A 15456-nucleotide genomic window follows, 5' to 3' on the forward strand; every position below is an offset into this window, starting at 1 on the left:
AAACTTCTGCTTCAATTTCATTAACATCCTTATGAAGCTCCATAATCGCATTAATTTTTTTACATTCTTTTAAAATAGAATATCCCTCTTCAGTCAAGGTGGTTCCTCCACCGCCACCTTTACCTCCTTTAGTCGTATTAACAATTTTAACTTGTAAAGAAGATTCTATTTTTTCGATATAGTTCAGTGCAGTCCTATAAGAAATTCTAACTGCTTTAGCAGATTCCGTTAAAGAACCGGTATCTAAAATAGATTCTAGCAGTTGATATTTCTTGCTATCTAGCAGAAAAGAATTACCATCCACATTAATCTTATACTCAACACCTGCCTTTACATCAGTCATATTAATCCTCCAAAGATATATAACATTTGTAATTATATTGTTTATATAAAATAAGATTTACTATTACAATTAAATGATTTGTCATGAATTGTACTTAAATTCCCAATAGAATTGTGTTCAAAAAAGTTAAAAAGATTAAGATTATTTATTTCTAAATTCAAGTCTTTCAACAAAATTGAGAATCTTATTCGTAATGGTTGAAATAGGACCGAATTTTGAAGACAGCTCTCTAAGGGCTGCAATATCTTCTTTTGTGAAAAACCTCACGAATATCAATGCAAAGAAATAAACAATAATACATGCAAAAATTCCAGGGAATAACCAAAATGCATTTTTAGGAATGAATAATGCAAAAATACCCATAATAACTGAAGCTGCAAAAATCTTGATAACAGGCAGCTTTTGGAATTTTGCTTTAGTTAATTTAAATACGGCATAAAGTATAGGAACCATCATACCAAAGCATGCAAGAGTTGTAGCAAGAGCACCACCGGCAATTCCAATATAAGGAACTAAAACCCAACTTAAAGCAGCTGTTATAATAGAGCCTGCTATTAAAATGTACATTGGAATACGTGGATTACCAATACCCTGAACAATACTTGTGGAAATAGCAAATATTGAATAGAATGTCATACCAATACTTAAGATAGCCAATGCCATGGCACCGGCAACATATTCAGGTTGAGCGAAGTATAATACTCTTAGGGTCGGAGCTGCAAATAAAGCAAGCCCAACACACATAGGCACCACCAATAATAATGAATATTTATATGATTCATTGACATATTTCTGCAATGTTGGAATATCCTTTACTTTAAAAGCTTCAGATGAAGCGGGCAAAATTGTAGTAGCAACAGAAATTGAAATCATTAAAGGCAAACGTGCAATAGGATCAGCCGCAGCAAAAAAACCAACAGCATCCAAAGCCAAGAATTTACCCATAATAATAGTACAAATATTATAAATAAGCATTTCAGCAATAGCTGTTATAATTACTGGAATTGAAAATTTAACTAATGTTCCGGCAAGTTTTAACTCCTGTTTTTTTGTAAAAACAAAATCCGGACTAGCTTCAGGAATATATTCAGGCATGTAAACTTTAAAGATATAAACAGCAGCAAAAGCAGCCATTGAATAACCGATAACAGTACCCCAGAGTGCACCAACAGTAGAAAGTCCAATCAATACAAAAGCCGTTGCAAATAAAATCATGAAAAGCTGCTCAATAGCACGGGTATAGAGAATATACTCCATCTTATATACTCCCTGAAATGCTCCTCTAAATGCACCCAAAATTACACTAAAAGGAGTGATAAGTCCAACAATTTGTAATGGAACTAATGCAAGAGGCTTATGTAAAAAATCATAGGCTAAAACTGGAGCAACAACAAAAATCATTAAAACCCCTAAAAATAAACCTAAAAACACCATAATTTTTAAAGCTGTGTAAATGGTTTGTCGGGCCATATCCGAGTCATTGACTGCATTATACTCTGCAACATATTTTGCAATGGCTGGCGGAAGACCCCCTGCAGCCAAAGTTTGGAAAATACCTTGAAAAGGAAGAGTAAGACCTAAAACACCATACATGGTCGGTCCTAAAAGCATAGCCATTAAAAAACGATAAATATAACCCCCAATACGGAAGATTATATTACCAGCAAAAATTATTAAACTGCCTCTAATCAACTTATTTCCCATGAGTATAACCTAAATAAAAATTAGTTATTATTACTATAACTGTGATATAATATATAAATTTAATGTAAAATGGACCTAAATATATTTATTTAAAAATTTCTCAAATTCTATCAGAGTTCTATTTAAAGAGTCCATACCATAATCATCCTTTTTAATATCATCCAAACTATCATTTGACCAGAAGGAAGCACCCAAATTAGACCCGAATGGTCCTCCGCTAACCGGAATTATACCATGAATCATGAAGTATGTAATGTTTTTTAAATGAGCAAAATCTTGTCCGCCGGTTCTGTCACCCCCAACAGCAATGCTCATACCGATTTTTCCTCTTAAAAGGTTATAATCAATAGCTTCAAGAGCTCTTGTCCTGTCCATTATAGCTGCAAGGTTACTTGAAATACCTCCACTTTGAACGGGCGTGGCCAGGATAATGCCATCTGCATCTATCAAATTTTCATAAATCTCAGCCATATCATCTTCAATAATACATTTTTTGTTTTTTAAGCAATAATCACAATGCATACATGGTTTAATTGACTTTCCAATACATGAAAATAATTTAGTGTCAAAATCATTATTTTCCAGTTTTTCTAAGGCATTTTTAATAACATATTCAGTTGTACTGGCTCTAGGACTTCCACAAATTCCAAAAATTTTCATATTACCACCATTGATAATAGTTTATTTTATATTTGATAAAAAAGTTATCTTTTGATTAATTTAAAAAAAAATACATAATATTTATAATATCTTAATTCCATAACTTAATATAATTCTATTCAATTGGGGAGTAAATTATGAAAATAGGGCATGGTGTTGTAAAAAAATATTCTAGAGAATATCATAGAACTTTAAAAACTGGGGAAAAAAAGAAATATACAACCGAACAAATTCAAATTACAGTACCTAAAAATGAAGACATTTATTCTAATAAAGAAGAAGTGCTCATTATTCCTCAAGATGAAATTGAAACTTTTAATAATTTAGAAGAAGAATTACATTCAATTAGGGTAGCTAATTATTTATATGTGATGGAAGTGGAGAAATTGGAGCAATTACTTAAAGAGGGGAAGTCATCAGAATATGAAAAGATCATAGAAGATCTTAAACAAGAACTTCATTTAAAAGAAAATGAAATAAACAATTTAGAAGCAATAACAAAAGAAAAAGAAAATGACACATTAGCTATTCTAAAAGAAGAAAATGAATCTATAAGAACTAAACATTCCAGATTAATTGAAGAAAATGAAAATCTAAAAAATAAATATGTGAATATGAAAATTGAGAATGAAAATCTCAAAACAAAATATTCAAGCATTAAAGAAGAAAATAAAAACCTTAAAACCAAATGCTCTACTTTAAAAGAAGAACATGCTGAAATCAAAACCAGTTACAATAATGTTTCTACAAAATATGATCAGCTCAAACAAGAAAACCTCAATACTAAAACTTCATATGCAGAAATCTTTGAAGTTAATGAAAGTTTAGAAAAAGACTATGATGACTTGCGTCTTGATTATAATGATTTAGTTGACAAATATAATGATTTAGAAGAAGAGTTATATAAAATAAAAACCAGCAAAACTCGTGATGAATATATAGCAAGCAGAGTTAAGGAATTTATTTTGAATAAAGAGCTCTAAAATTGATAATCATCCTTAAATTCAGGATTCCATCTTTTTAATCCAGGTATAAAAGTAGTAGTGATACCTGTTGCAGTTGTTTCAGGTAATCTTGGATTTTTTTCCATCATCTCTTTTGATTTACGAACAATCATCTCAGTTAATGTTATATCCGGCTCTGTGTACTTGCCGTCTTGAAAACAATCCTTACAGAACTCAGGATTTAGGCTGCCATCCTCATTTGTTCCATAATCTTCTTTTACAATTGGCCTACCACATGAATTACAAAAACCCATAAAAATACCTCATTTTAAAAAAAAAGAAAATAGAATTAGAAATTAATCTAATCTACTTGTTCATCTTCATCCATTGCAAGTCTCATATTATCTGGGTCCGGTGGGAAATGCGCTAAGAAGTCTTGTGCGGATCTTCTGACATCCCTTGAACCAATAATGTATCTACCTGCAATAATAACATCAGCACCTTTGTCAATAGCTTCTTCAACATTTTCTGGAGTAATACCTCCAGCCACTGCTACAAGACCGCCACCAAGGATTTCTTTAATCTTTTTGATGTTACCCCATTCAGTCATTTCACTTATGTCTTCACCTTTTTCAGCTTTGTAAGTTTCAAGGTCAACATTTCTGTGTAATAATACTATATCAGGTTTTAAATCATCAGGCAATTCAGATAATTTGTTTTCAAAGTCTTTAACATTCATCATGTCCAAGATAGCATAGATACCTTGTTTCTGGGTTTCATGAATAGCTTTTTTAATTGATTCAATTGTACCGAGACCGGAAATTGCTACTGCATCAGCGGTTGCATCTGCAGCCATTTTAATTTCTACACGACCAACATCTAAAGTTTTTAAATCAGCAATAATGAATGCAGATGGGCGTAAAGCTCTGATATCTTCAACTACGCCAACACCGAATTTTTTAACAAGTGGTGTACCTGCTTCAACAAGCACTCTTTCTTTATCAGGTAAATCTTCAAGGATTCTTGCCATAGCTTCTTTACTGTCTAAGTCAAGTGCAACTTGTAAGTATGGTGGAGACCAAAGTTTTTGTACTCTGAATCCCATAATAGGGTGGGTTCCACGGTCTTTTTCTGCAAGTACTTTTTTGATTGAAGGATAACCTTCCATTGCTCTTCTGATAGCTAATTTTGTAGCTCCATAGTTGTATTGATAGATTTTTCTGTAATCTTCTGCAGATGGATCGATAAATACACTAACGTTAATTACAATATCTTCAACAATATCTTCTGGAATATATCCATCTTCTACTGCATCAGCCACTGCTCTTGCAACGGCAGTTTGTGCAGGTCCAAATATTTTACTAGCTGCATCTAAATCTCCAACAGTAACCTTAGGAATAATTAAAGTTGCAGGTTTTGTCATTAAGTTTGGTCTAATTACACTAGTTAATGGAGTGTGTCCGACTGAAAGATTGGATAATCCATTAGCGAAAGCTTGACCAACAGGACCGAATTTGTCACCAATCAATAAATCAATGTGTGCTAATTCTGGTCCGTCTCCAATAAGAGCTTCTCCTATTCTATACATTGGGTCCATTAAATTTCCTCCGTTATATAATAACATTTTATAATTTATTTTTATTTGTAAATATAATTATTGGAAGTTAATTCTTTTAGAGATATCTTTTGGTAAAGGTAATCTTCTGAAAGGCATTCCTTTATTTTTCTCTGTAATTTCAGATATTAAATCATCAACATCCATATCTACTTTTTCACCGGTTTCACGAACAGTTACTTGGAATTTACCAGTTTCAGCTTCTTTATCACCAATTACAAAAATATAAGGTATCCATTCTTTGGAAGCATTTCTGATTTTTTTACCAACACTTTCATCACGGTCGTCGATATCTACACGGATGTTTGAAGCATTAATTTTTTCATAAATTTCATTAGCAAATTCTTCATGAGCTTCTCCAACAGTAATGATTCTAGCTTGAATCGGACTTAACCAAGTCGGCAACATTGGAGATCTTTCATTTAGTTCAATAGCTGTTTTTTCAAGCATTGCACATAAAACTCTTTCAATACTGCCTGTAGGAGAACAGTGCAAGATTGTCGGATTATGCTGTTTGCCATCCTCACCCAAATATTCAATATCAAATCTTTTACCACTTTCAACATCAATTTGAACAGTAGGATTTTCAATTGGACGGCCTAAGAAATCAATATTTGCTAAATCTATTTTACAAACCCAGTAATGATGTCTTTCCGGTAAAACTTCTAAAAGAATTGGTTTTTGGAACTTGGATGCAATTTCATACATCCATTCTTCATTTTCATCAAAGAAGTCTTGAGTAGCTCTGAAAATAACTTCAAAGTCCAAGTTCAAGTCATTACCCGTCTGTAAACACATGTCTGTTTGAGTTGCAAATTCTTCTAATGATGCAGGTACATCAGCACAGAAAGAGTGGAAATCCGGCATAGTAAAGGCTCTTAATCTTTTAAGACCGACAACTTCTCCTTTTTTCTCATATCTGAAACTGTAATGTGTTAATTCAAAAATCTTAGCAGGTAAATTTTTCCAGGTTAAGAATGAATCGCACATTAATCTAAACGCACCGAAACATGCTGCAAATCTTAACATTAAATTCTTTTTAGTGTCAGTTCTGTATTGTCTTTCACCGAATTTGTATGCATGTTCATAAATTGCCTGATTATCCAAATCATAGAAAATTGGAGTTTCAACAGGCATTGCACCACGGTCAACAACTAAATTATAAACATAATCATCCAATAAATCTCTAATTAATTTTCCTTTTGGATACCAGCGGAGATTACCTACATCAGATGCCGGTTCATAGTCACAGATTTCTTTTTCTTTCATTAACTTAACATGAGGAGGTTCACCTTCATCAGATGCACCTTGGCCTAATTCATAATCTACAAGTTGTTTGAAAGCCTTGTTTTCAAAGTTAAAGTCTTCAATTTCAGTAATTTTACTTCCTTCCAAAATTTGCCATTTTGAAGGTTTTCTTTCAATTTTTTCTTCTTCTGTATCTGCAGTGATTGTTCTTGAAAGTTCACTTAATGGATGACCTTTACAGGAAATTTCAAATGCCTTATACCATCCGAATGGAACTCTCACAACATTTAAATCTTCAGCTAAAAGAGCAGCTTCAGCATCTTTTAAAATTTCAACTGCCACTTTTGGTGAACTTAATGAAGAAGATAAATGAGCATATGGATATAAAACAATATTTTCTGCATTAACTTGGTCATTGGTTTTTAAAACTTCTTTAACTAGATTTTGAACAATACCTTGCGGATTATCTTCATCTTCTTTTTCAACAGCTGTAAATACAACTAAAGAATCATCAAATGAGCCATCATGTTTAGCCTCTTCGATTTCTTCAGCTACAGGTGTTTTCTTTTTTACATTATAATTTAAATAATCAGAATGAATTAACAATATTCTCATTTGACCACCATATATTATGAGTTAATTTTTATTTTTAATATTATATAAAATTGATTTAAAAATGATTGAAAAATTTAGAATTTGAAAAAAATAATTTTTTAATTCATGATAAAAAGAAAAAAAGATAAGAATAATGGTATTTAAGGTATTATAATACCAAATGCTTCAAGCATAGACTGAATACCTAAAATAATAATAGCTACACCACCGATTATCTCAATATAATCAGCATATTTTATAGCTAATTTTGTTCCATAAACTCCCATTAAATACCAGATGATTACAGCAATTAAACTTAAACCGCCTAAAATAAAAGGATCAACTTGAGCTACAGCCCCTTGTGAAGCCAAAATAAGGTTTTCAATGTTTCCAAAAATAAGCAAACCAGTAAAAGGAGCATAATCTTTCCAATTAACCATTTAGTTACCTCCTTTACCTGCCTTAATGTTTTTTACAGCTTCAACAACAGCCTGAATACCTAATATAAATATAGCAAGACCACCTATGAATGTTATGACATTAGCATACTGCATAGCAAAATCTGTCGCTACAGTTCCGATTATCAACCACAATATTACAATAATAATACTTAAACTAGCTAAAATCTTAGAATTAACACCGGCAACAACACCCTGTGAAGCTAAGATAAGATTTTCAATGTTTCCAAAAATAATTAACCAAATAAATGGTACATATTGTTCTAACAAAATATCACCTTATTATTAAATATATTGTGCACAGTATAAATAATTTTATTAATATGAGATATTAATGAAGTAAATTATGTATAATCACATATTAAAAAAAATAGAATAAATAGAAAATATTATTTTTTTCTACCTATGTAAACTTAAAATTTTTCAATTTTGATGCTCTTTAGTTAATTAAATATGCATTTTATTATTCAATGTTAATTTGTATACTTCTAGTTTTATAGGTCCTTATTTTAAGGAAAAGGGTACATCGTTCAAAGTATTTCATGGATTATTAAAAGAAAAAATTCTAGTTCAGTTGAATTTTTACATTTAAAAAATCTGTTAGTCGTGTGAAACAACTAACGCTTTTGATACAGTATAACCATATAAAGTGGCGGATATAATATATATTCCTTCATTTTGAGGAGTTATCCATGTCATTACATCACTTGAAATAATCTGCCTATATTTAAACATGATTTCAAGATTAGAATTGAATAAAACTGATTCCAAATCGAAAAGTCTGCCAATAAAAGAATTTCCATTATTTTTGCAGAAGCGTAATGTTACTGTGATTGTTTGGTTCACATTACAATCTGAAGTAAAATCCAAGACCATTTTTAAAGGATCACTGTCGCTGTGATGTACATTTGATACCAAAAATTTCCATTCTATTAATTGATCATTACTGGATGAAGGATTATTACCGCACCAGAAATTATTTATTATCTGATCATAATTTCCACAATTATATACAGTTTGTCCCTCATCATCCGCACTATTGTCCTTGAAAATATTATATCTTAAAGTCAAATGGGAACTGCTTGAATCCAGATAAATGGCACCGCCTTCATCACCACAATGATTATTTACAAAAACACATTGTGAAAAAGTAATCCAATTTTCTGAATTAATGTATATTGCCCCACCGTCTTCAGTTTCAGCTTTATTATTGATGAATATTGCATATTTAACATCCTTATCAAATTTGTTAGTGTATATCGCTCCGCCATAATCCCTAGCAGTGTTATATTCAAAGTAAGATGGAGTATTTTCTAATATTACTTTAGAGGCATAAACTGCCCCACCCTTATTTTCGGCATAATTCTTTATAAATGTACAGTTATTAATTGTTGCATCATCTTCCGCACGAATTGCACCACCATAACAAGTTGTAGATTTAGCGCCATTAGCCTGATTTGATTCAAACCAACAGTGTTTTACATATACATTGTCTTCAGCATAAACAGCACCACCATCAACTTTAGCAGAATTTCCATTGAACAATGTATTTACTGCATTTACATTATCTTCAGCAAAAACAGCTCCACCCTTATCATCTCCCGCATTATTTTTAATAAAAAAAGAATTAAAATCATCAGAATCCTGATTTTTATTTATATATACATTTTTAGCATAAACAGCACCACCATAATCCTCAGCATAATTATCCTTAAAAGTACAATTATTTATTATTGCATCATCTTCCGCACGAATTGCACCACCATAACACTGAAAAATAGAACCTTTTGCCTCATTAGATTCGAAAAAACAATTATCAGCATTTAAAGTTCCTTCACAGAAAACGGCACCACCATCAACTTTAGCAGAATTTCCATTAAAATAAGTATTGACCATTTTTACATCTTCCTCTGCAAATACTGCTCCACCATCATTTGAATCCATTGTATAACCATATACAGAATTTTTTATAAAAGTACTGAAACAAGAAACATTACCCTGATTAGTGTTAATATAAACATTTTTAGCACGAACAGCACCACCCTCCATAGAAGCAAAATTGTTATAAAAAGTACAATTATCTATAAATAAATCTCCAGTACTGTAAACAGCCCCACCATATTGGTCAGCAACATTAGAATTAAATATGGAATTTTGAAAATAACTTACACTATTATGAACATATATTGCTCCCCCGTGTAAAGATTTTATATCATTGGATTCAAATAAACAATTCGTACAGTTAATAAATTCCGTACTGATTGCTCCAGCAGTACAATATGCATGATTTCCAGTGAACACGGCATTTTTTAAATACAACATAATTCCGTATATTGCTCCAGCGTCTAGAGCTGAAAGTAAACTATCGACACTATTATCAATAAAAAAAGAATTATATGATTGGACTGTTTGATTAAAATTAATATATATCTTATTAGCACGAATCGCACCAGCAGAATCTCCTGCATGATTATCTTTAAAAGTACAGTTATCAATAATTAAATTTTTATTCTCACAAAAAATTGCTCCACCCACATCACATGCTCTATTAGATATGAATGAGGAATTCATAACAATTACATCCCCTCGAGAGTATATTGCACCGCCGTCGTTATCATCTGCTTCATTATTATTGAATTGGCAGTTTATAATTGTAAGTGATTTATTAACTCCATTATATATTGCTCCACCATAATTATCAGCCCAGTTATTATTGAAAATACAATTTTCTAGCGTATATTGTGCAGAACCCTTAATGAAAATAGCACCGCCCATATAAGAATAATCATTATACCCATTAATTATTTTAAGATTTTTCAATGTTATAGTGCCCCTTTCTGAATTAAATGCACTACAGTCATTCCCGCCTAAACAATCAAGAGTGTGGCCATGACCATCAATGGTTAAATTTATATCCAAATGAATTCTATAGCCTCCAGTCCCCACATAATCCCTATTTAAATTTAAAACAGAACCTACAGGAGCATTATTTATCTCTTCTTGAAGATCATGAAAACTACCTTTAGGAAGGCTTATTTCTGGATATTGAATATCAGCATTTCCCAAAATTGAATCATCAGTACTTAATGATGAATTATTTACATCATAGGAATCAGCCGCTGAAACAGCAGATACTGATAAAACAAACAACAATAACGAAATAAGAATAATTTTTTTAAACATCCTTTTTACCTTCATTCTTTAATAAATATCAGACAGGGTGTAAAAAATACCTACCATAAAGATTATGTAAAATATATATTTCATAATATATAAAGTAATAGTAAAAAAAAACTTTAAAAAAAAATATAAGATAAAGCTATTAATCCCCATTTAAAAGAAATTAAACGATTAATCTATGAAACAACCCGATATTATTATAAAAAATAGGAAAAAAAGAAAAAATTATAAGAATCCTGATTGACCAACACCAAATCAGTTTCTTGTGTATTATTCAAATCCGTCGCTGAAACTGCAGTTAAGGACAAAATAAAAATTAAAGTTAATGAATATAAATTTTTCATTATATTTTAAAGTAAGTACTTGCATACATATTTTGTACCTAAATAGTAGTATTTCAAAAAAATAATATATAATCAAAATAAATTATTATTCATGAGAATAATTTTAGCAGGAACTGGAAGTGCAGTTGGAAAAACCACTATCGCAACTGGAATTATGAAAGCTTTATCCGAAAAGTATAATGTTCAACCGTTTAAAGTAGGGCCTGATTATATTGACCCTTCTTATCATACATTAGCTACGGGAAATACATCCAGAAACCTGGATTCTTTTTTTATGCATGATGGACAGGTTAGGGATTCCTACAATAAAGCTATGGTTGATAAAGATATTGCAGTTATTGAAGGAGTCAGAGGACTTTATGAAGGAATTGATTCAATCAATGATATTGGAAGTACTGCATCAATTGCAAAATCCCTTAAAGCTCCCGTTATTTTAATTATCAATTCCAGAAGTTTGGTGAAAAGTGCTGCTGCATTGGTTTTAGGCTTTAAGGCACTTGACCCCGAAATTAATATTGCAGGGGTTATATTGAACAAAGTTAAAAACAAAGCCCACTATGAAAAGACCAAGCGTTCAATTGAAGAAATAACGAATACTGAAGTTATTGGAGGCATTATTCGGGACGATAATATTTCAATTGAACAAAGGCATTTGGGACTTGTTCCTGCCCGTGAAAGAGAAAATTCACTGAAATTCATTGACATATGGTGTGAAACCATTAAGAATTCCATTGATTTGGACAGATTGGTTGAAATTGCAAAAACAGCTCCTAAAATTAACTCTGATTTGGAACCTATATGGAACAAACTAAATTCCAAAAAAGTTAAGATTGGTGTTGCCTATGATGAAGTTTTTAACTTTTATTATAAGGAAAATATAGAATCATTGGAAGCAAATGGGGCAAAAGTTGAATATTTCTCACCACTGAATGACGAGCAATTGCCGGACATCGACGGATTATACATTGGCGGAGGATATCCTGAACTGTTTTCAAAAGAACTATCAGATAATAAAAATATGCTTAAAGATATCAGGAACTTCCACTTGGATGAACGCCCTATTTTTGCCGAATGTGGAGGACTTATGTATCTTATGAACTCAATTCATGAAGATGCACAGGTAAATGTATATCCCTACAAGGCAGTTTTAACAGATCGTGTACAGGCACTGAAGTATACAATTGCCGAAGTCCAGCAGGACAATATTATCTCCAAAAAAGGAGAAGTATTCCACGGACATGAATTCCACTATTCAAAAGTAATTGTAGATAAGCCAAAACATGATTTTGCATTTAAAATAACTCGTGGAAAAGGATCTTATAATTTACAGGACGGATTTATGGAAAAAAATACCCTGGCCAGCTATGTTCACACACATGTAGCTGCAATGCCTAACTTTGGAGGAAACTTATGTCTTTCAGCGCTAGAAAAATAGATTTTTTTCATCCATATATCATCCCAGTTGCTATCCTGATTTTTTTAGTTATGGGATATATTGGATCATTCAACTATAGATTTGAAGACCCCCTCAACACACAAACAATACTGACAATAATTTTTGCAGCAATGCTTTTTGCAATAGCTGCTTTTATCACGTCGAAAAAGTTTACAATAGAAAAAACTAAAGAAATTTCTTTTCTATCCGAGAAAATTTTAGTGATATTTATCATAGTTGCTCTAATCTTACAAAGCCTAAATATGATTTTACTGGGCGGTATTCCACTATTTAATAGTGTTTTAAAATCAAATGCAACTACTAATCTTTGGAGAATTGCATACCCATTATTTTTAATTTTAATAAATATATTACTTGCCAAATATTATAATCGCAAATATTTATTACTGGTTTTGCTTGGAGCATTAATTTTTGGGCTTAACGGATATAGAACATCTGTTATTGGAATATTGGTTAGCGTATTCATTACAATGTATTATATTGGAAAGATTTCTCATAAAATAGGCATTCTATTCGTTGCAATAATTGCACTTGGAGGGATTGCAGTAGGATATATTGCATCCCAATCAATTGCTACACAACACTGGACACTGAATCCTATCGAGCTAATATTTTACAGGGCAGCATTTACACAGGAGGTATTTGAAAAAATCATTCCACTGGCTGGAACTACACACGGCCACATATTATCAATGATATTTTCATCAGGAAGTCCAAGATCATTTATAGGAAATTACGTCCTCCACTATGATGTCTGCCTGACTTCAACTATGTTTGGACCTGTAATGCTTGATTTTGGATATATCGGCCTTACAATTCAAATGCTGTTTATGGGAACATTTATGAAAATAATCCACACATTTGCTAAAAAAGGTGTTGGAATTGGAATATATTCAATAATATTAACCCATACATTAATCTGGATTGAAACAGGCCCAACTGACATAATGATATGGTTTTTATACTTGCTCGGATTAATTTTAATAGTATTAGAATTGAAAAAAGAGTGAATATATGTAAACTTTTCAATTTTTCAAGTTTTATGATTCTTTTAATTAATTTTGAAGAAACATTAATTATCTTGATAGTGATTTATAATATTTTAATTTAATGAAGTGTTTTTTCTAGAAAAAAAGGAATTCCATTAGATTAAAAAAACAACAGATATCGTTCATACCCCAATTAAAAAATAGTGAAAAAAAAGAAAAAAGAAAAAATTAAAATATTAATTTTTCATTTTTCTCCAAACTATAATGGCACATAATGCAATTATCACTAATGCCAATGCCCAATAAATCAAATTATTTGAATTGCCTGATTGGCTAACTGATTTAACCGGTGCATTACTATTGGATTGGTTATTTTCAACAGATACATTATTTCCAGTAGAAGCATTATTTCCAGTTTGTTTATTATCCAATACATTACCATCAAATACATTTCTAACAAAAGCACTGTTAGCAATATGACTTCCAGAATTATCAAATATGTCTGGATTATTGGTATCACCATTTAAATCAAATGAAGGACTATCAAAGACAACTAATGTCGCTGATATTTTTTCTCCAAATAACCTAGCAAATATATCAAAGGTTCCTGATTCTTGAGGAGATATCACCATATTTACATGATTTACATCATCTACCCTATCAGAAAAGATAGTATTCATCATTGGAACAAATGAAATATATTCAGTTCTCATTTCCCCAGCAGGAATTCCATTAGGGCGAACAAATGAAACAGTTGCTATTACTGAGCCTTTTACCTTACAAAAATCAGGTGTTAATTCAAAAGTTAGTTTTAAAGGATTACTATCACTATGGTGGATATTTGACCATGGCCAAGGTTTCCATTCAATTAATTGATCATTACTGGATGAAGGATTATTACTCCACCAATTTTCAGAAATTGAATCATATACACCACAATTAAATACATCCTGTCCTTCATCACCTGCGGAATTAGATATGAAAATATTATTTTTTAAAGTTAAATGAGATTTACTTGAATCTAAATAAATTGCGCCCCCTTCATCTTTACAATGATTATTAACAAAGACACATTGTGAAAAAGTAATCCAATTTTCCTTATTAATATATATGGCTCCACCATCATCATTATCACCTTCACCAGCCTTATTGTTAGTGAATGTGGCATATTTTATATCTTCTCTGAATTTGTTGACATATATTGCTCCACCCTGATTATCATATGCGGTGTTTGAGTCAAAATAGGAATGTCCTTTTAATGTTAAAGTATCTGCATAAATTGCTCCACCATAATCATAAGCATAATTCTTATTGAATGTAGAGTTATCTACGGTTAAATCATCTTTACAGTGAATAGCTCCACCTTCAGATTGAGCAGATTTAGCTCCATCAGCTTTATTTGATTCGAATAAACAGTGAGTTATGTATGCATTATCACAGCAGAAAATAGCTCCACCGTCTTCATAAGCTTGGTTGCCAGTGAATACGGCATTTTTTACACGGGTATCACAGTAGGAATATAATGCTCCACCATCATTGTCTCCTGCCTTATTACCAATAAAGAATGAATTTAAAGTTTCATCTGAACTTTGTTTGTTATTAACATATATATTATTTCCATAAATAGCACCAGCATAATCATGAGCATAATTATCCTTAAAGGTAGAATTATCAGCAGTTACATCATTTTTTGCATAAATAGCACCACCATAACACTGAGATGAAGCCCCATCAGCCTTATTAGAATCAAACACACAATTGTTTACATTAACATCATGGCCAGAATAAACAGCACCACCATCAACTTTAGCTTTATTTCCAGAAAGTACTGTATTTACCATAGTAACACTACCATCAGCAGCATAAACAGCACCACCTTTATCATCATCAGCTTTATTATTAATAAAGAAAGAAGAAAACT

Annotated in this window: 12 protein-coding genes and 1 pseudogene; 3 read left to right on the forward strand and 10 right to left on the reverse strand. The window is 31.4% G+C overall.

What is annotated here, in order from left to right; genetic code table 11:
- From ACKI3Q_RS01445 to ACKI3Q_RS01455, 3 genes are all read right to left on the reverse strand, one after another.
- On the reverse strand, positions 1-343 hold a 343-nt coding region (locus ACKI3Q_RS01445; protein WP_407413584.1), incomplete at its 3' end, for a LysR family transcriptional regulator.
- A gap of 141 nt (positions 344-484) precedes the next feature.
- Positions 485-2047 carry an oligosaccharide flippase family protein gene (locus ACKI3Q_RS01450; protein WP_407413586.1) on the reverse strand — a complete coding sequence of 521 codons (1563 nt, stop codon included), beginning with the start codon at positions 2045-2047 and terminating at the stop codon, positions 485-487.
- A gap of 75 nt (positions 2048-2122) precedes the next feature.
- Positions 2123-2707: a flavodoxin family protein gene (locus ACKI3Q_RS01455; protein ID WP_407413588.1), complete on the reverse strand. Its 585-nt coding sequence runs from the start codon at positions 2705-2707 to the stop codon at positions 2123-2125.
- A 137-nt stretch (positions 2708-2844) separates the two neighbouring features.
- Here ACKI3Q_RS01455 and ACKI3Q_RS01460 point away from each other — a divergent pair, with 137 nt between their 5' ends.
- Complete coding sequence (locus tag ACKI3Q_RS01460; RefSeq protein WP_407413590.1) at positions 2845-3690, forward strand: phosphoserine phosphatase; 846 nt, start codon at positions 2845-2847, stop codon at positions 3688-3690.
- Here the strand turns inward: ACKI3Q_RS01460 and ACKI3Q_RS01465 are convergent.
- From ACKI3Q_RS01465 to ACKI3Q_RS01490, 6 genes are all read right to left on the reverse strand, one after another.
- On the reverse strand, positions 3687-3965 hold the full coding sequence (locus ACKI3Q_RS01465) for a zinc ribbon domain-containing protein (RefSeq protein WP_058738252.1): 279 nt from the start codon (positions 3963-3965) through the stop codon (positions 3687-3689). The genes ACKI3Q_RS01460 and ACKI3Q_RS01465 overlap by 4 nt on opposite strands.
- 47 nt (positions 3966-4012) lie before the next feature.
- Positions 4013-5239 carry a bifunctional 5,6,7,8-tetrahydromethanopterin hydro-lyase/3-hexulose-6-phosphate synthase gene (locus ACKI3Q_RS01470; protein WP_407413604.1) on the reverse strand — a complete coding sequence of 409 codons (1227 nt, stop codon included), beginning with the start codon at positions 5237-5239 and terminating at the stop codon, positions 4013-4015.
- Between the two features lie 66 nt (positions 5240-5305).
- Entirely contained in the window at positions 5306-7129 is a 1824-nt protein-coding gene (locus ACKI3Q_RS01475) for a threonine--tRNA ligase (RefSeq protein ID WP_407413592.1), read from the reverse strand.
- Positions 7130-7269: 140 nt separating this feature from the next.
- Positions 7270-7548: a hypothetical protein gene (locus ACKI3Q_RS01480; protein ID WP_407413594.1), complete on the reverse strand. Its 279-nt coding sequence runs from the start codon at positions 7546-7548 to the stop codon at positions 7270-7272.
- Positions 7549-7836, reverse strand: a complete 288-nt coding sequence (locus ACKI3Q_RS01485; RefSeq protein WP_407413596.1) for a hypothetical protein — start codon at positions 7834-7836, stop codon at positions 7549-7551.
- A 330-nt stretch (positions 7837-8166) separates the two neighbouring features.
- Positions 8167-10749, reverse strand: a complete 2583-nt coding sequence (locus ACKI3Q_RS01490; protein WP_407413598.1) for a right-handed parallel beta-helix repeat-containing protein — start codon at positions 10747-10749, stop codon at positions 8167-8169.
- A gap of 432 nt (positions 10750-11181) precedes the next feature.
- Between ACKI3Q_RS01490 and cfbB the strand changes: the two genes are divergently transcribed.
- The gene (gene cfbB / locus ACKI3Q_RS01495; protein WP_407413600.1) at positions 11182-12525 is read left to right on the forward strand and encodes a Ni-sirohydrochlorin a,c-diamide synthase; all 1344 of its coding nucleotides are present in this window, start codon (positions 11182-11184) and stop codon (positions 12523-12525) included.
- Positions 12501-13556 carry an oligosaccharide repeat unit polymerase family protein gene (locus ACKI3Q_RS01500; RefSeq protein WP_407413602.1) on the forward strand — a complete coding sequence of 352 codons (1056 nt, stop codon included), beginning with the start codon at positions 12501-12503 and terminating at the stop codon, positions 13554-13556. Before cfbB ends, ACKI3Q_RS01500 begins: the two co-directional genes overlap by 25 nt.
- Before the next feature lie 215 nt (positions 13557-13771).
- Here the strand turns inward: ACKI3Q_RS01500 and ACKI3Q_RS01505 are convergent.
- Positions 13772-15456, reverse strand: a pseudogene (locus ACKI3Q_RS01505) (hypothetical protein); the annotation flags it as partial.

Source organism: Methanobrevibacter sp., from assembly GCF_045636185.1.
Lineage (GTDB): Archaea > Methanobacteriota > Methanobacteria > Methanobacteriales > Methanobacteriaceae > Methanocatella.